This window comes from Amycolatopsis sp. NPDC102522 (assembly GCF_055584485.1).
In genome coordinates this window covers 386,733-403,966 of the sequence record NZ_JBVJLY010000002.1, presented here as the reverse complement: position 1 = coordinate 403,966, position 17,234 = coordinate 386,733, and the positions used below count along the sequence as shown (strand labels likewise).

Annotated in this window: 19 protein-coding genes; 8 read left to right on the top strand and 11 right to left on the bottom strand. The window is 68.2% G+C overall.

Annotated elements, in window-relative coordinates:
• Nucleotides 1–429 precede the first annotated feature (429 nt).
• Nucleotides 430–909 carry a DUF4262 domain-containing protein gene (locus ACZ6YV_RS07830; RefSeq protein ID WP_465508897.1) on the top strand — a complete coding sequence of 160 codons (480 nt, stop codon included), beginning with the start codon at nucleotides 430–432 and terminating at the stop codon, nucleotides 907–909.
• Nucleotides 910–913: 4 nt separating this feature from the next.
• On the opposite strand, the gene ACZ6YV_RS07825 is transcribed toward ACZ6YV_RS07830, so the two are convergent.
• The 3 genes from ACZ6YV_RS07825 to ACZ6YV_RS07815 are packed head-to-tail and all read right to left on the bottom strand — an operon-like array spanning nucleotide 914 to nucleotide 3,165.
• On the bottom strand, nucleotides 914–1,606 hold the full coding sequence (locus tag ACZ6YV_RS07825; RefSeq protein ID WP_465508896.1) for a GntR family transcriptional regulator: 693 nt from the start codon (nucleotides 1,604–1,606) through the stop codon (nucleotides 914–916).
• Nucleotides 1,607–1,609: 3 nt separating this feature from the next.
• Nucleotides 1,610–2,380: a maleate cis-trans isomerase family protein gene (locus ACZ6YV_RS07820; RefSeq protein ID WP_465508895.1), complete on the bottom strand. Its 771-nt coding sequence runs from the start codon at nucleotides 2,378–2,380 to the stop codon at nucleotides 1,610–1,612.
• Nucleotides 2,381–2,424: 44 nt separating this feature from the next.
• A complete protein-coding gene (locus tag ACZ6YV_RS07815; RefSeq protein WP_378239952.1) occupies nucleotides 2,425–3,165 on the bottom strand; it encodes a maleate cis-trans isomerase family protein in 741 nt (246 codons plus the stop codon).
• A 100-nt stretch (nucleotides 3,166–3,265) separates the two neighbouring features.
• Between ACZ6YV_RS07815 and ACZ6YV_RS07810 the strand changes: the two genes are divergently transcribed.
• Together ACZ6YV_RS07810 and ACZ6YV_RS07805 are read left to right on the top strand one after the other, a co-directional pair.
• Nucleotides 3,266–4,255: a D-2-hydroxyacid dehydrogenase gene (locus ACZ6YV_RS07810; RefSeq protein ID WP_465508894.1), complete on the top strand. Its 990-nt coding sequence runs from the start codon at nucleotides 3,266–3,268 to the stop codon at nucleotides 4,253–4,255.
• Nucleotides 4,256–4,262: 7 nt separating this feature from the next.
• Nucleotides 4,263–5,639: an amidase gene (locus ACZ6YV_RS07805; RefSeq protein ID WP_465508893.1), complete on the top strand. Its 1,377-nt coding sequence runs from the start codon at nucleotides 4,263–4,265 to the stop codon at nucleotides 5,637–5,639.
• Between the two features lie 49 nt (nucleotides 5,640–5,688).
• On the opposite strand, the gene ACZ6YV_RS07800 is transcribed toward ACZ6YV_RS07805, so the two are convergent.
• Together ACZ6YV_RS07800 and ACZ6YV_RS07795 are read right to left on the bottom strand one after the other, a co-directional pair.
• Nucleotides 5,689–6,909, bottom strand: a complete 1,221-nt coding sequence (locus ACZ6YV_RS07800) for an MFS transporter (RefSeq protein ID WP_465508892.1) — start codon at nucleotides 6,907–6,909, stop codon at nucleotides 5,689–5,691.
• Nucleotides 6,906–7,424, bottom strand: coding sequence for a helix-turn-helix domain-containing protein (locus ACZ6YV_RS07795; RefSeq protein WP_465508891.1), 519 nt, complete (start codon nucleotides 7,422–7,424; stop codon nucleotides 6,906–6,908). The genes ACZ6YV_RS07800 and ACZ6YV_RS07795 overlap by 4 nt, the downstream gene beginning before the upstream one ends.
• A gap of 109 nt (nucleotides 7,425–7,533) precedes the next feature.
• Between ACZ6YV_RS07795 and ACZ6YV_RS07790 the strand changes: the two genes are divergently transcribed.
• Nucleotides 7,534–8,508: an aldo/keto reductase gene (locus tag ACZ6YV_RS07790; RefSeq protein WP_465508890.1), complete on the top strand. Its 975-nt coding sequence runs from the start codon at nucleotides 7,534–7,536 to the stop codon at nucleotides 8,506–8,508.
• Here the strand turns inward: ACZ6YV_RS07790 and pqqB are convergent.
• The 5 genes from pqqB to pqqA all read right to left on the bottom strand — a co-directional run bounded on the left by pqqB (nucleotide 8,505) and on the right by pqqA (nucleotide 11,598).
• A complete protein-coding gene (gene pqqB / locus ACZ6YV_RS07785; protein ID WP_465508889.1) occupies nucleotides 8,505–9,368 on the bottom strand; it encodes a pyrroloquinoline quinone biosynthesis protein PqqB in 864 nt (287 codons plus the stop codon). The genes ACZ6YV_RS07790 and pqqB overlap by 4 nt on opposite strands.
• A complete protein-coding gene (gene pqqE / locus ACZ6YV_RS07780) occupies nucleotides 9,365–10,453 on the bottom strand; it encodes a pyrroloquinoline quinone biosynthesis protein PqqE (protein WP_465508888.1) in 1,089 nt (362 codons plus the stop codon). Before pqqE ends, pqqB begins: the two co-directional genes overlap by 4 nt.
• Nucleotides 10,444–10,716, bottom strand: coding sequence for a pyrroloquinoline quinone biosynthesis peptide chaperone PqqD (pqqD, locus tag ACZ6YV_RS07775; protein ID WP_465508887.1), 273 nt, complete (start codon nucleotides 10,714–10,716; stop codon nucleotides 10,444–10,446). The genes pqqE and pqqD overlap by 10 nt, the downstream gene beginning before the upstream one ends.
• Nucleotides 10,717–10,718: 2 nt before the next feature.
• Nucleotides 10,719–11,399 carry a pyrroloquinoline-quinone synthase PqqC gene (pqqC, locus tag ACZ6YV_RS07770; protein WP_465509285.1) on the bottom strand — a complete coding sequence of 227 codons (681 nt, stop codon included), beginning with the start codon at nucleotides 11,397–11,399 and terminating at the stop codon, nucleotides 10,719–10,721.
• Nucleotides 11,400–11,502: 103 nt separating this feature from the next.
• Nucleotides 11,503–11,598, bottom strand: a complete 96-nt coding sequence (gene pqqA, locus ACZ6YV_RS07765; RefSeq protein ID WP_007033797.1) for a pyrroloquinoline quinone precursor peptide PqqA — start codon at nucleotides 11,596–11,598, stop codon at nucleotides 11,503–11,505.
• Between the two features lie 315 nt (nucleotides 11,599–11,913).
• On the opposite strand from pqqA, the gene ACZ6YV_RS07760 reads away from it, so the two are divergent.
• On the top strand, nucleotides 11,914–12,900 hold the full coding sequence (locus ACZ6YV_RS07760; RefSeq protein ID WP_465508886.1) for a PQQ-dependent sugar dehydrogenase: 987 nt from the start codon (nucleotides 11,914–11,916) through the stop codon (nucleotides 12,898–12,900).
• A 77-nt stretch (nucleotides 12,901–12,977) separates the two neighbouring features.
• Here ACZ6YV_RS07760 and ACZ6YV_RS07755 read toward each other — a convergent pair whose 3' ends face one another.
• Nucleotides 12,978–14,354: a WS/DGAT/MGAT family O-acyltransferase gene (locus ACZ6YV_RS07755; RefSeq protein ID WP_465509284.1), complete on the bottom strand. Its 1,377-nt coding sequence runs from the start codon at nucleotides 14,352–14,354 to the stop codon at nucleotides 12,978–12,980.
• A 96-nt stretch (nucleotides 14,355–14,450) separates the two neighbouring features.
• On the opposite strand from ACZ6YV_RS07755, the gene ACZ6YV_RS07750 reads away from it, so the two are divergent.
• Genes ACZ6YV_RS07750 through ACZ6YV_RS07740 form a run of 3 tightly spaced genes read left to right on the top strand, consistent with a single transcriptional unit; the run spans nucleotide 14,451 to nucleotide 17,224 of the window.
• A complete protein-coding gene (locus ACZ6YV_RS07750; protein WP_465508885.1) occupies nucleotides 14,451–15,464 on the top strand; it encodes a glutathione S-transferase family protein in 1,014 nt (337 codons plus the stop codon).
• The gene (locus tag ACZ6YV_RS07745; protein WP_465508884.1) at nucleotides 15,448–16,605 is read left to right on the top strand and encodes an NAD(P)/FAD-dependent oxidoreductase; all 1,158 of its coding nucleotides are present in this window, start codon (nucleotides 15,448–15,450) and stop codon (nucleotides 16,603–16,605) included. The genes ACZ6YV_RS07750 and ACZ6YV_RS07745 overlap by 17 nt, the downstream gene beginning before the upstream one ends.
• Nucleotides 16,598–17,224: a pyridoxamine 5'-phosphate oxidase family protein gene (locus ACZ6YV_RS07740; protein WP_465508883.1), complete on the top strand. Its 627-nt coding sequence runs from the start codon at nucleotides 16,598–16,600 to the stop codon at nucleotides 17,222–17,224. The genes ACZ6YV_RS07745 and ACZ6YV_RS07740 overlap by 8 nt, the downstream gene beginning before the upstream one ends.
• Nucleotides 17,225–17,234 lie beyond the last annotated feature (10 nt).

Sequence of the window (17,234 nt, the reverse complement as noted above, 5' to 3'; positions counted from 1 at the left end):
GTCGTGAGTGGTAAGTGTCGTTCTAACGACACTTACCACTCACGACCACCTGTACCGACACGTCGCCGCCGCCTCACCCACCTGAAGTACGTGAAGGACCCCTTCATTGCGCCTAGCGCAATGAAGGGGTCCTTCACGTACTTCGGCAAGGTGCGCAAACGTGGCGATTGCCCAGTCTGCGAAGGCCTTCTGAGAGACTCTCGGTCCTTTAAGGCGACCTTCGCGGAACAGAATCCATTTGGTACCCAAGGCGCCTTCGGAGCTGACCCGAATCGCTACTCTCCCGGTGGAGTGACGAACGGCGCTTTTATCGCGAAATTCGCGATAAAAAGACCAGTCATCGCACCCGTGTCGTCCCGGGCCGTGAGTTTTTGTCGGTGCTCCGGTGCACAGTGTCGATCATCGGATTCGACGACTGGAGGAGCGCCGATGTGCTGGCATTGCGACAACCCCGGGAAGACCCGCGACGACTACCTCATCGAGGAGGTCCGTCCGCTGATCCGGAAGTACGGCTGGATGGTGCAGACGGTCGAGCGCGGGATCGGCCAACCCGGCTTCGCTTACACGGTCGGGCTCACCGACGCCGGGCTGCCGGAGCTCGTCGTCACCGGCCTGAGAGAGCGAAGATCCGGTCAGCTCCTGAACTATTTCGCGCAGCAGGTGGTCCGGTCGGGGCCGCCGGAATCGGGTGAGGTGCTGCCCGCCGCGGTGGGCTGGCCCGCGTTCGAGGTCGTTCCGCTCAGTTCGCCGTCGGCGCACCTGATCACCGCCGTCCTCCTATACGGTGACGAATTCCATGCCCTGCAACTGGTCTACGAGGACGAGTGCGGCAATTGGCCGTGGGACAGGGAGTTCCGCGGCGGGACGGGCGGGCAGCCGGTGCTGGGGGCGCGGCGCCGTGGTCACTGAATCCCTAAGGCACCGCGGGAGCTTCGCCCTCCCGCAGGCTGGTTCCCGGGGCCAGCCGCTGGACGGCGTCCTCCATATGGGCTTCCAACAGCGACAGCGCGGTCTCTTCGTCGCCCGCCCGCAGGGCTTCGATGATCCTGGTGTGCTCGGTGACCCGTTCTTCGACCCGCTGATAAGTCCCCTGCAGCGCGGTAAGGCACATCCGGGTCTCGATCAGCAGGGTCCGGGCCATGCGCACGAGCCGTTTGCTGCCGGAAGCCGCGATCAGCGCTTCGTGGAAGCGCAGATCCGCCCAGGAGAGCGCGGTCGGGTCGTCGTCGTCCGCGGCGGCGGCCATGGCGCCCACGGCCTGTTCGAGTTCGGTGGCGACCCGTTCCCGGTCGCCGCGCAGGGCTCGCAGCATCGCGGCGCGTTCGATGGCCGAGCGCGCCGAGTAGATGTCGTAGACGTCGCCGGGTTCGAGGTCGATCACGAACAGGCCGCGGTGGCGTTCGCTGCGCAGGAGTCCTTCGGAAACGAGGTGCTGCATCGCCTCTCGCAGCGGGCCCCGCGAAACCTGGAACCGGGAGGCCAGGTCCGTTTCACCGAGCTGGGTGCCGGGAGGAAGAGCGCCGGTCATGATCGCGTCCCGCAGCTGGCGCGCGATGATCCCGGCGGTCGATTCCCGGCTGACCGGCTCGATATCCGGCAAGGACATGGTTCAGTTGCCCCTCTGCCCGAACAGTGCGCCCAGCGTGCGGACGAGCGGGGACCGCCCGGTGAGCCGCAAGCCCTCCCAGACGGTGACCTGGTTGGCTGTCAGCACCGGCTTGCCGAGCCTGGTCTCGATCGTGTTGATCTCGCCGAGCGTCCGCATGGCTGTGTCGGGGACCAGGAGCGCGTCGGCGGCCGGGTGATCGCCGCGCACTGCGAGCTCGACGACGGCTTCCGGGGCGAGCTCGCCGACCTCGGCGGCGGTGTCGATGTCCGCGCTGCCCATCGAGACCACTTCGATCCCGCCCGCGCCGAGGAACTCGACGAACAGCCGGGCGATGTCGTCCGGGTAGCTGGCGGCGACCGCGACCCGCCGGACGCGGAGGGCGTGAGCGGCGTGGACGAAGGCGAAGGAGGTGCTCGACGCCGGGACGCCGGCGACGGCGGCCAGCCGGTCGGCCTGGTCTCGGGCGCCTTCCCAGCCGTAGACGAAGCTGCCGCTGGTGCACGCCCACACGACCGCGTCCGGTTCGTGTTTGGCCAGCAGCGCGGCGCCGTCGGCGAGACGGCTTTCGCTGCCGAGGTCCAGAAGCTCGGGTACGGCGTGCAGGTCAGTCCCGTAGATGTGCTCGACAGGCAGCTTGATCCCGGCCATGTCCCCGCCGAGGAGCTGTTCCGCGAGCGGGTAGTCGTCTTCGGCCGCGTGATCGGGGTAGATGAACCCGATCGTGGTCGTGTCGGACGGCGGCTCAGGTGGGCTGAACGGGGTGTTGGGCACGGGACCTCCGGAGGACAGATTGTCGACAATCGTAAGGGAAGAGGTCAGTCGACCTCCCGGAGCCACTTGCCGGGGCCGACGATCGGCAGGTTCATCCGTCGGAGGCAGGCCCACATCGTGAGCTGGTTCGCGGTGAGGACGGGTTTGCCGAGCGCGCTTTCGAGTGGCTCGATCAGATCGTAGGTGGGGAGGTTGGTGCAACTGACGAAGATGGCGTCGGCGTCGGCGTGGTCGGCGGCGAGGATGCGTTCGGCGATGGTCCGGTAGCTGACCTTCCAGATGCCGCCGCCCAGGCCGAGGTGGTCGCTCGACACGGTGCGCACGCCGAGTTCGGCCAGGAAGTCGTGCAGCTTCCCGGTCAGGTCGCCGTCGTAGGGCGTCAGCACCGAGACCCGGTGCAGGTCGAGCTGGTGCAGGACCTCGGCCAGCGCGCCGGAGGTGGTGACTGCGTCCGGCGCGCCCGCGTCGCAGATCGCCTTGGTCAGAGAGCGTTCGTAGTCGACCCCGTTGACGAAACTGCCGGAGGTGCACAGATAGGCGACGACTTCGGGCTCCACGTGGAGCACGTCTCTCGTGGCGGTGGCGAGATGCCTGCTGTCGCTGACGAGCTGGGCCATCTCCATGCTGACGGGCACGGGCTCGTACGGCGTCCGGGCCAGATGGAGGGAGACCTCCATGGGCACCCAGCGCCAAAGCTCGCGTTCCAGGGCAAGGTCGAAGGGAGCGATCACGCCGATACCGCGCTGCGCCAGTGGGCCTTCGAACTCCAGTAAGTCGAAATCCAAGTCTCAGCCTCCGGAAAACTACTGCTGTCACAGGTCCGGTGCTCCGGGGTCGTTCCTCGGATTGTTGACAATCATACGAGCCACTTTTACGGTGTCAATCGTGATCGCCTCGGAGACCCCTGTGGTGGCGGTGCTCTGCGGAGACACACGCCCACCGGACATGCGCGCTATCGAAGCCGAAGCGGTGGTTCGTTACACCGACGAGGCGGGCTTGGCCGACGCGTTATCCGGAGCCGACGCGTTCTTCGTCTACGACTTCCTCTCGACCGCTGTCCCGGGCGCCTGGCACGCGGCCGACAAGCTGCGTTGGCTGCACATCGCCAGCGCGGGAGTCGATCCTGTGCTCTTCACGGGGCTGCAGGAGAGCGACGTCGTGCTCACGAACTCGCGCGGCGTGTTCGACGGGGCGATAGCCGAGTACGTCCTCGGGGTCGTCCTCACGTTCGCCAAGGATTTCGTCCGTTCGTGGGACCTGCAGAGACAGCGGCAGTGGAAGCACCGGGAGAGTGAACGGATCTCCGGCCGCCGGGTGCTCGTGGTCGGCACCGGGCCGATCGGCCGGTCGATCGCGCGGATGCTGCGGGGGGCCGGGATGTCGGTGGCGGGCGTCGGGCGCCGCTCCCGGGAGGACGATCCCGACTTCGAAGACGTGTACGCCTCTTCGGACCTGGCTCGCCATCTTCCCGAGGCGGACTACGTCGTCGCGGTCGCGCCACTGACCGAGCAGACGAAGGGCATGTTCGACGCCAGTGCTTTCGCCGCGATGAAACCCGGCGCACGGTTCGTCAACGTCGGCCGCGGTGAACTGGTCGTCACGTCGGACCTGGTCGGCGCGCTGCGGGACGGACCGCTCGGCGGCGCGGCGCTCGACGTCTTCGACACCGAGCCGCTGCCCTCCGAGAGTCCTTTGTGGACCATGGAGAACGTGCTGATCTCGCCGCATATGTCGGGCGACTTCGTCGGCTGGCGCTCTACTCTGGTAGAGGTGTTCGCGGACAACTTCCGTCGCTGGCGCGCGGGGGAGCCACTGCGCAACGTGGTGGACAAGCAGCTCGGATACGTGCCGTCGGAGACGCTTCGCCAAGGTTAGGGGCCGGATGAACGACACCAAGTTGACCGCGAGTGAGCTGGTCGCCGCGTATGCCACCGGAGAGCTGTCGCCGGTCGAGGCCACCCAGAACGCGCTGCGTGTCATCGAGGAACGAGACGGCGAGGTCAACGCCTACTGCCTTGTCGACGCCGACGGCGCGCTCGAACAGGCGAAGGCGTCCGAGATCCGCTGGCGGGACGGCAACCCGATCGGCTGGCTCGACGGTGTCCCGGCCTCGATCAAGGACATGTTCCTGACGCAGGGCTGGCCGACCTTGCGCGGTTCACGGTGCATCGACCCCGACCAGCCGTGGGACGTCGACAGCCCGGTCACCGCGCGACTGCGCGAGAACGGCTTGGTACTGCTGGGAAAGACCACGACACCGGAACTGGCCTGGAAGGGCGTCACGGACAACACGCTGACCGGGATCACCCGTAACCCGCACGACCTTGCGACGACGGCGGGCGGGTCCAGCGGGGGGAGCGCGGCGGCGGTCGCGGCGGGGATGGGTGAGCTTTCCGTCGGCACCGACGGCGGCGGCTCGATCCGGATCCCGGCTTCGTTCTGCGGAATCGTCGGCCTCAAGCCGACGCACGGCCGGATCCCGCTGTTCCCGGCGAGCCCGTTCGGGCCGCTCTCGCACGCCGGTCCGATGGCGCGTTCGGTGGACGACACGGCGCTGCTCCTCGACGTCCTCGCGCTGCCCGACCACCGCGACCCGGCGGCCCTCGCCCCGCCCGTCTCGACCTTCCGTGAAGCCGTCCGCCGGGACGTGCGCGGGCTGAACGCCGCCTACTCGCCGACGCTCGGCTTTGTCGACGTCGACCCGGAGGTCGCGGCGATCGTCGAGGCGGCTGTCCAGGCGCTGGGCGACGCGGGCCTGCACATCGAAGAGACCGATCCCGGCTTCGCCGACCCCAAGCCCGCTTTCGACATCCTCTGGTCGACGGGGGCGGCCAAGTGGCTGGACACCTTCCCCGCCGGTTCGGCCGAGATGGTCGATCCCGGGCTGCGGAAGGTGTGGGAATTCGGCAAGACCTTCTCGGCGAGCGACTACCTCGGCGCCAACGCCGAGCGTGCCGCGCTGGGCATCCTGATGGGCGAGTTCCACACGCGCCACGACGTGCTGATCACGCCGACCCTCCCGATCGCCGCCTTCGAAGCCGGGCACGAGGTGCCGCCGGGCAGCGGGCTGAGCGGCTGGCCGGACTGGACCCCGTTCACCTACCCGTTCAACATGACCCAGCAGCCCGCCATCAGCGTCCCGGCGGGCCGCACCTCCGGTGGGCTCCCGGTCGGCCTCCAGATCGTCGGCCCGCGGCACTCCGACGACCTGGTTCTCGCGGTCGCGAAGCTCCTCGAAGAGGTCCGTCCCTGGCCGTGACCAGCGGAAAGGGAGCAAGGGACCTTTGCTATCGCTCCTGGGCGAGGGGCTAGGGCCGGACGGCGTGGGTCTTCCGGACGAGGCCACGCACCTGGCCGCTGCACAGCGCGAGACACGTGGCGGCCACGACCAGGGCGGCGCAGGCGAGCAGGGTCTTGCTGACCCCGAAGTGCTGCGCGGCCGGGCCGGCCGCCATCTGCCCGAGGGGCAGGGCGATGAAGGAACCGAGCATGTCGTAGGAGTAGACGCGCGCGAGTTTCTCCTCGGGCACGTTCTCCTGCAGGGAGACGTCCCAGGCGACCACGAACTGCTCGATCGCCATGCCGGAGACGAACATGGCCGTCAGCAGCAGCGGCAGCCACGGCGCCTGGCCGAGGAGGATCAGCGGCGGCGCCTCGAAGAAGATCACCGCGACTCCGATGAACAGTGCGCGCCGCGGCTGCCAGCGGGCCACGAGGATCCCGCCGACGAGGGAGCCGATCGTCTGCGCGGCGAGGGCGAATCCCCAGCCGGTGCGCCCGAAACTGCTGTCGGCGACGAGGGGACCGAGCACCCCGATCCCGCCGGCGATGACGGCGTTCACCACCATGAACTGCACGACCACGACCCACACCCAGGTCCGTGACCGGAACTCGCGCCAGCCTTCGGCGAGTTCCGCCAGCGGACGGCTGCCGGGGACCCGTTCCCGGCGGTTGAGGCGGATACGCCGGTAGGACAGGGCCGATCCGAGGAACAGCAGCGCGTTCCCGGCGAGCGCCCAGCCAGGGCCGACCGCGGTGACCAGGAGACCGCCGAGCCCGGCGCCCGCGATCCGGCCGGAGTTCGAGAGCAGCCTGGCCAGGGCGTTGGCCTGCGCCAGCATGGCGGCGGGCACCGTCAACGGGGTGAGCGACGCGGAGGCGGGCGCCGAGATCGCGGCCACCGCGCCGTTGACCACGCTCAGGCCGACCAGCAGCGGGATCGACGCGAATCCACAAAGGACGCTCGCCGCGATGAGCGCCTGGGTCACTGTGGCGGCGACTTCGGTGCCCTGCAGGATCACCGAGCGCGGCAACCTGTCCGCCAGTACCCCGCCGAACAGCAGCAGGACCACGCTCGCCACCGACCGCGCGCCGACGACGATGCCGATGTCGACCGCCGAACCGGTCAGGTCGATCACCGCGAACGCCAGTGCCAGCGGAGCGACGGCGTTGCCGAACTCCCCGAACGTGCGGCCACCGATCAGCCAGCGGAAGTTGTGATGGCGCAGGGGTTCGCGCAACGATGTCACGATCGGCTCATTTCGAACATCGAGATCGTCGCGCTGACCGGGATCGTGCCCCGCGAGCGAGGTGGCCGCGCGGCCGAGTGCAGAAGCTCGCCCAGTTCGCGAGCTTGCCGGAGCGCCTTCTCCCAGGTCTCGCGGTCGAGCCATACCTCCGCGTCGGTCCTCGATCCGCTTTCGCCGACGACGCGGAACTCGCTGCGGCGCTTGAGCTCTTCGGCCATCGCCGTGATGAGCAGCTGTTCCTCATCCGGATTCGTCGACGTGAACCGCGCTCCGGACTCCGGATCGTGCCGGTAGCGTTTCGCCAGCCCGCCCCGGATCCGGACCTCCTCGACGACGTCGAGCAGCCCGGCCTCGTGCAGCCGCCGCAGGTGATAGCTGACATTCGCTTGTGTCTCACCGAGTTCGCGCGCGGCCTCGGCCGCACTCATCGCGGCACCGGTCAAAAGCGACAGAATACGCAGCCGGACGGGGTGGGCGAGGACGCGCAACCCGTCGAGGCCGGGGGACTCGGGCATGCGGCCGAGTATCGACTGCCGGGACGCCGACCGTCAAACAGTTATTTGGGGGTTTCGTTGGCCGGGAGATCCGGTGCAATGATCCGATGTCTGTGCTCTGCTGGAGGGTATGCGTACGACGACATTGGGCAGGAGCGGTCTCGAGGTGTCGAGGATCGCCTTCGGCACCTGGCAGCTCGGCGGGGACTGGGGATCGTTCGACGAGGACGCGGCGATCGCCGCCATCCACCACGCCCGCGAACTCGGGGTCACCTTCTTCGACACCGCTCAGGCCTACGGTTTCGGGAAATCCGAAGCGATGCTCGGGAAGGCGTTGCGCGAGGAACTCAAGCGCGACCGCGACAACCTCGTCATAGCCACGAAAGGCGGCATCAAGCCGCGTTCCGAACGCCCGCGCGACTCCCGCCGCGAGTGGCTGACGCAGGGGATCGAGGACAGCCTCCGCTTCCTCGACGTCGACCACATCGACCTCTACCAGATCCACTGGCCCGATTCCGACGCTCCGGCCGAGGAGACCGCGGGGATCCTCCAGGAGTTCGTCGACGCCGGGAAGATCCGACATATCGGCGTCTCGAACTACGACACCGCGGGGCTGGCGGACTTCGACAAGACCCGCCCGGTGGAAACCCTGCAGCCGCCGTATCACCTGTTCCGTCGCCACAGCGAAATCGATCCGCTGCCGTACGCGCGGGAGAACGACATCGGCGTGCTCGTGTACAGCCCGCTGGGCAGCGGCCTGCTGACCGGATCCTTCACGCCGGAGACGAAGTTCGAGAAGACCGACTGGCGTTCGCGTTCGTCGGCGTTCACCGGGGAGACCTTCCGGCGCAACCTCGCCATCGTCGAAAGGCTCAAGGAATTCGCCGCGGACAAAGGGATCTCGGTCAGCCAGCTCGCCATCGCGTGGACGCTGGCCCAGCCGGGTGTGCACGTGGCGATCGTGGGCGCGCGCAAGGCGGCCAACATCGAAGCCAGTCTCGCTGCGGCCGACGTCGACCTGACCGCGGACGAACTCGCGGAGATCGACAGCCTCACCGCCGACGCCGTTCCCGTTTCGGGCGCCAGCCCCGAAGGCGTCGCCTAGAGCTTGAATTCGGTACCGTCCAGGGGAAGCGAGGCGCCGCCGTCCAGTACGGCGGCGTGCTCCGGCGAGGACGGGTCGATCACCGGGTTCGTGTTGTTCAGATGTGTGTACGCCCAACGCGGTCCGGGCCGGAGCTTCGCGAGACTGCCGGTGATCGGCAGGTGTCCCATCGCCAGCTGGGCGCCGTCGCCGACCTCGGCCGCGGTGGCACCCGACATTTCGTCCGGCGCGTAGAAAGTCCCGTCCAGCAACACCAGACCGGCGTCGCGGGTGAAGGAGTCGAATCCGTCCGGCCAGCTCTTCAAACAAGGCGCGTACACGAAGACACCGCCGGTCTCGACGTCTTCGATCCGATACGCGACCACCCACGGGCCGTCCTCAGTGGACGAACGCGCGTACTTCGGCCGCTTGTCGCTCACGGGAAGCGTACTTACCCGGAGCCCGTCGATGGAGACCTCCGATGACGGCAGCCAATCCCAGCCACCGTAACCGTCGATGATCGACCGCGCGGGGAACTGTGCGGACAGCGCGCCCAAAACGGCGTCAGGTGCCCAGACCGGCAGCCCACCCGCTTCCCGCAACAGAAGCAGGCCGAGCGAATGGTCGAGTTCGGCATCGGTGAGCAGCACCCCGCGCAACGGGATCTCCCGCGGGCCCGGCCCGGCTCGCAGCGCCGGCGTGGCGAGAATCTGGGCGCGGATGTCCGGTGACGCGTTGAGCAGGTACCAGCCCTCGCCGTCCGCGCTCACCGCGACACAGTCCTGCGTCCGCGGCGGCGCGTCCGAAACGCACAGCGCGCAGGCGCAGTTCCACTGCGGGAAACCGCCGCCCGCCGCGGTGCCGAGCAGGATCACCCTCATCGCGGCCCCCGCATCACGAGTTCGTCCGTTTTCGGGGGTGTGGCGAGGATGAGGTCGACGACGTCGCGCTGCGGCGAACGAGAGCACACCGGGTCCGTCGCCGAGGCGTCACCGGTGAGCTGGAACGCCTGGCACCGGCAGCCGCCGAAGTCGATCGCGCGCCGATCGCAGGTGCCGCAGGTGTCCGGCATCCAGTCCTCACCGCGGTAGGCGTTGAAGGAACTGGATTCGTACCAGATCCGTGCCAGCGGAACGTCCCGCACATTGTCGAACTTCAGCGTCTTGATCGCTGTCGACGCGGGGCACGGCAGCACGCTCCCGTCGGGCGCCACGGTCAGTTGCCGCGCGCCCCAGCCGTACATGCAGGGCTTCGGGTATTTCTCGTAGTAGTCGGCGACGACGTAGATGATCTCCATCCGATCGCGCAGCCGCTCGGTGGCCGCGCGCACGATCGGCTCGGCCTCGTCGAGCTGGCGCCGGGTCGGCATCAGGGCGTCGCGGTTCCGCAGCGCCCAGCCGTAGTACTGCGTGTTGGCCAGTTCGAGCCTGTCCGCGCCCATTTCCTCGGCCAGGTCGATGATCCCGGCGAGCTGGTCGTGGTTCTGCCGGTGCAGCACGACGTTCACCGAAAGCGGCAACCCGGCCTTCTTGATCAGCTCGGCGACGACCAGTTTCCGGTCGTGGGCCCGGGCGCCGGCGAGCCGGTCCGCGCGTTCGGCGGTCGCGCCCTGGACGGACAGCTGGATGTGCGCGATGCCGCGTTCGACGAGATCGTCCAATCGGGACTCCGTCAGCCCGAGTCCGGACGTCACGAGGTTGACGTAGCAGCCCAGTTTCGTGGCGTGCTCGACCAGGATGGGCAGGTCCGGCCTGGCGAGTGGTTCGCCGCCGGACATGTGCACCTGGAGCACGCCGAGTTCCCGTGCCTGCGTGAGCACGGACAACCATTCCTCTGTGGACAGTTCGCCGTCACGAGCGACCATCTCGACGGGATTCGAGCAGTACGGACAGTGCAGCGGACAGCGATGGGTCACTTCGGCCAGCATGCCCAGCGGCGGTGCCGCGGTGGAGGTGTTCAGGTCCATTCGACGATCCGCCGATCTCCCAGCCGGGAAAGGACTTCCAGGATCTCTTCCTCGCGGACACCGGCGTAGCGCTTGCGTAAGGCCGATGCGATCGCCGTGACATCTTCGACGCCGTCGCAGAGTGAGAGCACGGCCGCGGCGGTCGGATTCGGGACGAGCACACCTTCGGGGAACAGGAGGACGTGCGTTTCCCTGGTCTGGTCGTAGCTCAGCCGGACCCCGCGCCGCAGCCGCGGCACCGAGCCCATTTCGAGGGTGGTCATCGCTACTCCTTGGCCGCGGCGCGCTCGATGGCGTCGAGCAGGGACCAGAGCACGTCGGTCTTGAACGACAGCGCGGCGATCGCCTTCTCCTGCTGTTCGCGGGTGACGGCGTGCCGCACGACGATGTCGAGCGTCCCCTTGCCCTCGCCGGAGACCTTGTCGATGCGATTGGTGAAATAGGCGAGGTCGTCCGGCGCGATCCACGGGTAGTTCGCCAGCATGTCGGCGACGCGCCGCTGCATGAGATGGCCGGCGAACATTTCGGTGAGCCCCGAAGCGACCGCTTCGAGCCAAGGTTTCGTGCGCGCGAAATTCACGTAGGCGTCAACGGCGAAGCGTGTGCCGGGGGCGACGTGCCGCTGATCGAGAACCTCTTCGCGGTCGAGCCCGACCGCGGTGCACAAGCGGAGCCACCGCTCGGTTCCGCCGTCTCCGGCTTCCGTCCCGTCGTGATAGACGATGCGGTCGAGCCATTCCCGGCGTACTTCCGGTACCGGGCAGTTGCTGATGATCGCCGCGTCCTTCTGCGGGAGCACACACTGGTAGTACCAGCGGTTCGCGGCCCAGATCTTCAGTTCGTACTCGGACAGTTCGCCGTCGTGCATCCGCCGATGGAACGGGTGAGTACCCCAATAGCGGTGGGAAAGTCCACGCAGGGCCGCGATGAATTCCGACGGCGACATCGGCGCGGCGGAAAGGGAAAGAGACACGGTGCTGCCTCCAGCGGCTCGCTGATCGGGACGGCGGCGCGGTGGTGGGGGACGGCCCCCACCACCGGATGGGAATTCAGTCCTCCATGCGGGCCGCGTATGCGGTGACCTCCATGGGAGTTTCGTACTCGACGAAGTCCGGCGTGGTCCATACCTCGATGGTCTCGATCATTTCCTGCTCCTAACGTCCACATGGGATCGAACGGGGACGAGCCCCGTCACCCTAGAAGCGGGCCGCCGATTCTGACCAGACGCAAGGTCCAAGTTCTCGAGCCATTTCGTAAAGTTTCCTACCTATGGCCGATCGAGCTGACCCGATCGTCACGCTCGGCGCATACGCCGGTTAACCTCCCGCGGCTGTGATAGCCCGTCCAGTGGTGTCCGTTTCATTCCGTGGTGTGTTTCTATCCAACGCGACGGGTGAACCCCGACCACTCGTCGTCCGCCGCCATCCGAGCTCCAGGGGTGTAGCTGAAGGAGGCGTCCCATGTCCTTACGTCGTACTCTCGCCATCACGTTCGCCGCCGCGACGGCCGCGTCGATCGCGGCCGTTCCCGCCGCGGCCACCGAAACGCCGTCCGTCCAGGCGATCAAGCAGATCGCGAGCGGCCTCAACCAGGCCTGGTCGATCGACTTCCTGCCCGACGGCACCGGTCTCTTCACGCAGAAGGACGCCAAGACGATCAGCAAGATCGACAAGGCGGGCAAGGTCACCACGGTCCAGACCATTCCCGGGGTGAGCGTCACCCAGGAGGCGGGCCTGCTCGGCATCGCCGTCTCGCCGAAATACGCCACCGACCAGACGGTCTTCATCTACTACACGACCAGCTCCGACAACAGGATCGCCAAGCTGAAGCTGGGCCAGACGCCGACGCCGATCGTCACCGGCATTCCGCGTGGCGCGAGCTTCCACCACGGCGGGCGGATCAGGTTCGGCCCCGACGGCTACCTCTACGCCGGCACCGGCGACGGCCAGAACGGCGCCAACGCGCAGAACAAGAACTCCCTCGGCGGCAAGGTCCTGCGCGTCACCACCGACGGCGCCGCCGCGCCCGGCAACCCGTTCAACAGCCGCGTCTACTCCTACGGCCACCGCAACGTCCAGGGCCTGACCTGGGCGAACGGACAGCTGTACGTCTCCGACATCGGTGCGAACAAGCTCGACGAACTGAACAAGATCGAGCCCGGCAAGAACTACGGCTGGCCGACCTGCGAAGGCCCGTGCGACACGGCGGGGATGACCAACCCGGTCAAGGCGTGGCCGACGTCTGCGGCGACGCCGAGCGGGCTGGCGGCCTACAAGGGCTCGCTGTACATGGCCTCGCTCAAGGGCGGCACGTTCAAGCTGGACCTGAACGGCAACGGCGGCAAGCTCTGGACCAACCTCGGCCGCACGCGTGACGCGACCGCCGGTCCCGACGGGCAGCTGTACACGATCACCCCGGGCGCCATCTACGTCTCCGACGGCAGCTAACCCACGAGAACATTTCGCAGGGCGCCTGCACGAGAACGTGACGTTCAAGTGTCCCGGCGCCCTGCGGAATGTTCTCGTCAGCTGCGCCCGACAGACACGGTGTGTTCGAGTTCGGCGAGCGCGGTGTCCAGGTGGGTCAGGATGCGCTGCAGATGCGGAACGCTGCGTCGGCAACCGGTGATGCCGAAGTCCAGGTTGTCCCCGTTGCTGGTCAGCGTGATGTTCAGCGCCTGCCCGTCGAGCAGCACCGACGCCGGGTAGATGCCGTCGAGCGCCGCGCCGTTCCAGTACATCTGCTTGCGCGGCCCCGGCACGTTGGAGATCACCAGGTTGAACGGCGGTTTCGTGTTGTTCACGAAGCCCGGGAGCGGCGACACGCCGAGCTGGGCGACGTTGATCCCGGACAGCAGCAGCGTCTGCAGTGGGCTCAGCTCCGAGAACAGCTTCTTGCCGTTCCGCATGGACGCGCTGATCGTCGCGAGCCGGGCGGCCGGATCGGTCAGGTGGGTGGCGAGGTTGCACAGCAGCGCGCCGATGTTGTTCCCCGCCGCGTCGCCACTGTCCTTGCGCCGCAAGGAGACCGGCACCATCGCGGTCAGCGGCGCGTCCGGCAGCGCGTTCTGCTCCATGAGGTAGTCCCGCAGCGCGCCCGAGCACATCGCGAGGACGACGTCGTTGCGCGACACCCCGGCGGCGGTCGCCACCTTGCGCACCCGGTCCAGCGACCACGACTGCGCGGCGAACCGGCGGGCCCCGCCGATCGGCACGTTCAGCATCGTCTTCGGCGCCTGTGACGGCAGCGTGAGCGTGTGTTCCTGGAACGCCTCCCGCGCCACCTTCATCGCGGCGGGCGCGATACCGGCCAGCTGGTTGACCGTCTTGCCGAAGGTGCTGAGCGCCGAGGGTGCCGCCTTGCCGTTGCGGCCGGCGTCCGGCTTGGGCCGACGGCCCCACGGCGGCGGGCAGTCGAGGTCGGCCGGGTCGTCGGACAGCGTGCCCTGCAGATGCCGCAGCGCCGAGACACCGTCCATCAGCGCGTGGTGGATCTTGCTGTAGATCGCGAACCGGCCGTCCTGCAGGCCCTCGACCAGGTGGATCTCCCACAGCGGGCGGTGCCTGTCGAGCAGGGTGCCGTGCCACCGCCCGGTCAGTTCCAGCAGCTCGCGGATCCGGCCGGGCTGGGGCAGCGCCGAATGCCGGAAGTGGTAGTCCAGCTCGAGGTCGTTGTCCGTCGCCCAGGCGACGTGACCGGCGGTGTTGACCGGCCGGGCGGGACGACGGCGGAACACGTCGCGCATGTTGTCGGAATCGAGCAGTTTCCGGCGAAGGTCCCGCAAGTAGTCCGGCCCGGCGTCCTCGGGTTTCTTGAACAGTTGCAGTCCGCCGACGTGCATCGGATGTTCGCGCGTTTCCACGAGGAGGAACATCGAGTCGGTGACGGGCATGAACGGCATCGTGGGGACCACCTTCCGCGCGGCGGCGTGCGAGCACGCCGGGTGCCAGAGTCTACGCACACCGAAACCACCTTCTCACGCTTTAGGGTGGCTCACATGACGATCCCGACCGATCCGCAGACCGGTGAGTTCCGTCGGTCCGCCAACCATTTCGACGCGCGCGTCACCGCGGACGGCCGCGACGGCTGGCCGGTGGAGGCGGGAAGGTACCGGCTGGTGGTCAGCCGGGCCTGTCCCTGGGCGAGCCGGGGCCTGGTCGTCCGGCGGCTGCTCGGTCTCGAGTCCGCGCTGAGCGTGGCCGTCGCCGACCCGATCCAGGACGACAAGAGCTGGCGGTTCACCCTCGATCCCGGTGACCGGGACCCGGTGCTGGGCATCAAATACCTGGCCGAGGCCTATCACGCGGCCGATCCGCACTACATGGGCGGGATCAGTGTTCCGGCCATTGTGGACATTCCGAGCAGGCGGCTGGTGAGCAACGACTATCCGCGGATCACGCTCGATTTTTCCACCGAATGGACCAGCCTCCACCGGCCCGGCGCGCCCGACCTCTATCCCGAGCGGCTGCGCGGCGAGATCGACGACGTCAACGTGGGCGTCTTCGCCGATGTGAACGCCGCTGTCTACCAAGCGGGTTTCGCGACCAAGCAGGCAGCGTACGACGACGCGTATCACCGGATCTTCGCCATGCTGGACGCGCTTTCCGACCGGCTCGAAAGGCAGCGCTACCTCGTCGGCGACACGATCACCGAAGCGGACATCCGGTTGTTCACCACGCTGGTCCGCTTCGACTCGGTGTACCACGGGCACTTCAAATGCAACCGGAACAAACTGACCGAACAGCCGGTGCTGTGGGCCTATGCCCGTGACCTCTTCCAAACGCCGGGTTTCGGTGACACCGTCGATTTCGACCACATCAAGCGGCACTACCACGCGGTGCACGAGCAGGTGAACCCGACGCGGATCGTCCCTTTGGGACCGGACCTGTCCGGCTGGACGACGCCGCACCACCGGGAGCAGCTGGGCGGGCGCCCGTTCGGCGACGGCACGCCGCCGGGACCGCCGCCCGAAAGCGAACGGATCGGGGACACGGATGGAGCCATTTCCTGAACGCACCGACGTCGTCGTGATCGGCGGCGGCATCATCGGGGTCAGCTGCGCGTACCGGCTCGCCGCCGCCGGGGTCTCGGTGCTGCTGCTCGAACGCGACAGCCTGGGCGCGGGCTCGACGGCGAAGGCGGCGGGCGGGATCCGGTCGTCGTTCACCACGCACGTCAACATCGAGATCGGGCTGCGGGGGCTGGCCGAGTACGCCGCCTTCGCCGAGACGTACGGGACCGAGATCGACTTCCGCCGCGACGGCTACCTGTACCTGGTCACCGACCCCGCGGACCTGCCCGAGTTCGAGCGCTGCGCCGAACTGCAGAACTCCTACGGCGTCCGCAGCCGGCTCGTCGAGCCCGCCGAAGCGCGGCGGTTCTCCCCGCTCATCGACACCGAAGGCGTGGTCGCGGCGCTGTGGTCGCCGGACGACGCCAAGGCCACCCCGGACTCCGCTGTCCAGGGTTACGCGCGGGCGGCCTGCGGACACGGCGCGGTGCTGAAGACCGGGGTCGAGGTCGTCGGGATCGAACGCGACGGCGACGAGATCACCGGCGTCCGGACCCGCGACGGTTTCGTCCGGACGGACGCGGTGGTCTGCGCGGCGGGTGCGTGGTCGGCGCGGATCGGCGAGTTCGCCGGCGTCGATCTCCCGGTGCGGCCGTACCGGCGGCAGGTCGTGTTCACCGGCCCGGTCGCGGACCTGCCCGAGTCCGTGCCGTTGACCATCGAGATGCCGTCGGCCTTCTACTTCCACCGCGAGGGTCTCGGCCTGGCGATGTCCTTCTGCGACGGTGACGGCGACCCCGGCTTCGACACCCGGTACGAGCCCGGCGACTGGCTGCCGAAGCTCGCCGAGATCGCCGCGCGACGGGTGCCCGCCGTGCTCGACGCGGGGATCCGCGGCGGCTGGGCCGGGCTGTACGAGGTCACGCCCGACCGTAACCAGATCGTGGGGGAAAGTGTCCACCTGTCGAGGTTCTTCTACGCGACCGGGTTTTCGGGACACGGGTTCCAGATGGGCCCGGCGGTGGGGGAGCTCGTGCGGGACCTCTACCTGGGGCGGGTCCCGGCCATCGACATCACCGGGCTCGACGTCCGCCGGTTCGCCGGCGACCGGGCCGTGACGAGGGAGCACAACATTGTCTGAGGACTTCGTCGAGGTCACCACCGAAGCCGAGCTGCGCGAGATCCTGCCGCCGCCGCTGGAGCGGACCGCGAACAAGGCCCGGCCGAAGCTGCACGACCTGGACCGTCAGTGGCTCGCGGAGTCGCCGTTCGTGCTGATCGCGACGTCGGCGGCGGACGGCACCTGCGACGTCTCGCCGAAGGGCGACCCCGCCGGGTTCACGCTGGTCCTGGACGACACGCGGATCGCGATCCCGGAGCGTCCCGGCAACCGGCGCGCCGACGGCTTCCACAACGTGCTGTCGAATCCGCACGTCGGGCTGATCTACCTGATCCCGGGCCGCGGCGACACGCTGCGGATCAACGGCCGCGCGCGGCTCGTGCGGGAGGCGCCGTTCTTCGACGACATGATCGTGAAGGGCAGCAGGCCGAAGCTCGCGCTGGTGGTCGACATCGACGAGGTCTTCCACCACTGCCAGAAGGCGTTCATGCGGTCGAAGCTCTGGTCGCCCGAGAGCTGGACGCCGGACGTGATGCCGTCCCGCGCGGCGATCGCGAAGACCTTCGAACGGCCGGAGGAGAGCATGGCCGACCTTGAGGCGTACTACGAGCCGGGGCGGTACGCGGCGGGCCTGTACTGACCTCGTGAGT

Bases quoted from the DNA above. Each gene is read 5' to 3' on its own strand.
- ACZ6YV_RS07830 (WP_465508897.1), top strand. From the start codon at position 430: ATGTGCTGGCATTGCGACAACCCCGGGAAGACCCGCGACGACTACCTC.
- ACZ6YV_RS07825 (WP_465508896.1), bottom strand. From the start codon at position 1,606: ATGTCCTTGCCGGATATCGAGCCGGTCAGCCGGGAATCGACCGCCGGG.
- ACZ6YV_RS07805 (WP_465508893.1), top strand. From the start codon at position 4,263: ATGAACGACACCAAGTTGACCGCGAGTGAGCTGGTCGCCGCGTATGCC.
- ACZ6YV_RS07795 (WP_465508891.1), bottom strand. From the start codon at position 7,424: ATGCCCGAGTCCCCCGGCCTCGACGGGTTGCGCGTCCTCGCCCACCCC.
- ACZ6YV_RS07790 (WP_465508890.1), top strand. From the start codon at position 7,534: ATGCGTACGACGACATTGGGCAGGAGCGGTCTCGAGGTGTCGAGGATC.
- pqqB (WP_465508889.1), bottom strand. From the start codon at position 9,368: ATGAGGGTGATCCTGCTCGGCACCGCGGCGGGCGGCGGTTTCCCGCAG.
- pqqE (WP_465508888.1), bottom strand. From the start codon at position 10,453: ATGGACCTGAACACCTCCACCGCGGCACCGCCGCTGGGCATGCTGGCC.
- pqqD (WP_465508887.1), bottom strand. From the start codon at position 10,716: ATGACCACCCTCGAAATGGGCTCGGTGCCGCGGCTGCGGCGCGGGGTC.
- pqqC (WP_465509285.1), bottom strand. From the start codon at position 11,399: ATGTCGCCGTCGGAATTCATCGCGGCCCTGCGTGGACTTTCCCACCGC.
- pqqA (WP_007033797.1), bottom strand. From the start codon at position 11,598: ATGATCGAGACCATCGAGGTATGGACCACGCCGGACTTCGTCGAGTAC.
- ACZ6YV_RS07760 (WP_465508886.1), top strand. From the start codon at position 11,914: ATGTCCTTACGTCGTACTCTCGCCATCACGTTCGCCGCCGCGACGGCC.
- ACZ6YV_RS07755 (WP_465509284.1), bottom strand. From the start codon at position 14,354: ATGCCGTTCATGCCCGTCACCGACTCGATGTTCCTCCTCGTGGAAACG.
- ACZ6YV_RS07750 (WP_465508885.1), top strand. From the start codon at position 14,451: ATGACGATCCCGACCGATCCGCAGACCGGTGAGTTCCGTCGGTCCGCC.
- ACZ6YV_RS07745 (WP_465508884.1), top strand. From the start codon at position 15,448: ATGGAGCCATTTCCTGAACGCACCGACGTCGTCGTGATCGGCGGCGGC.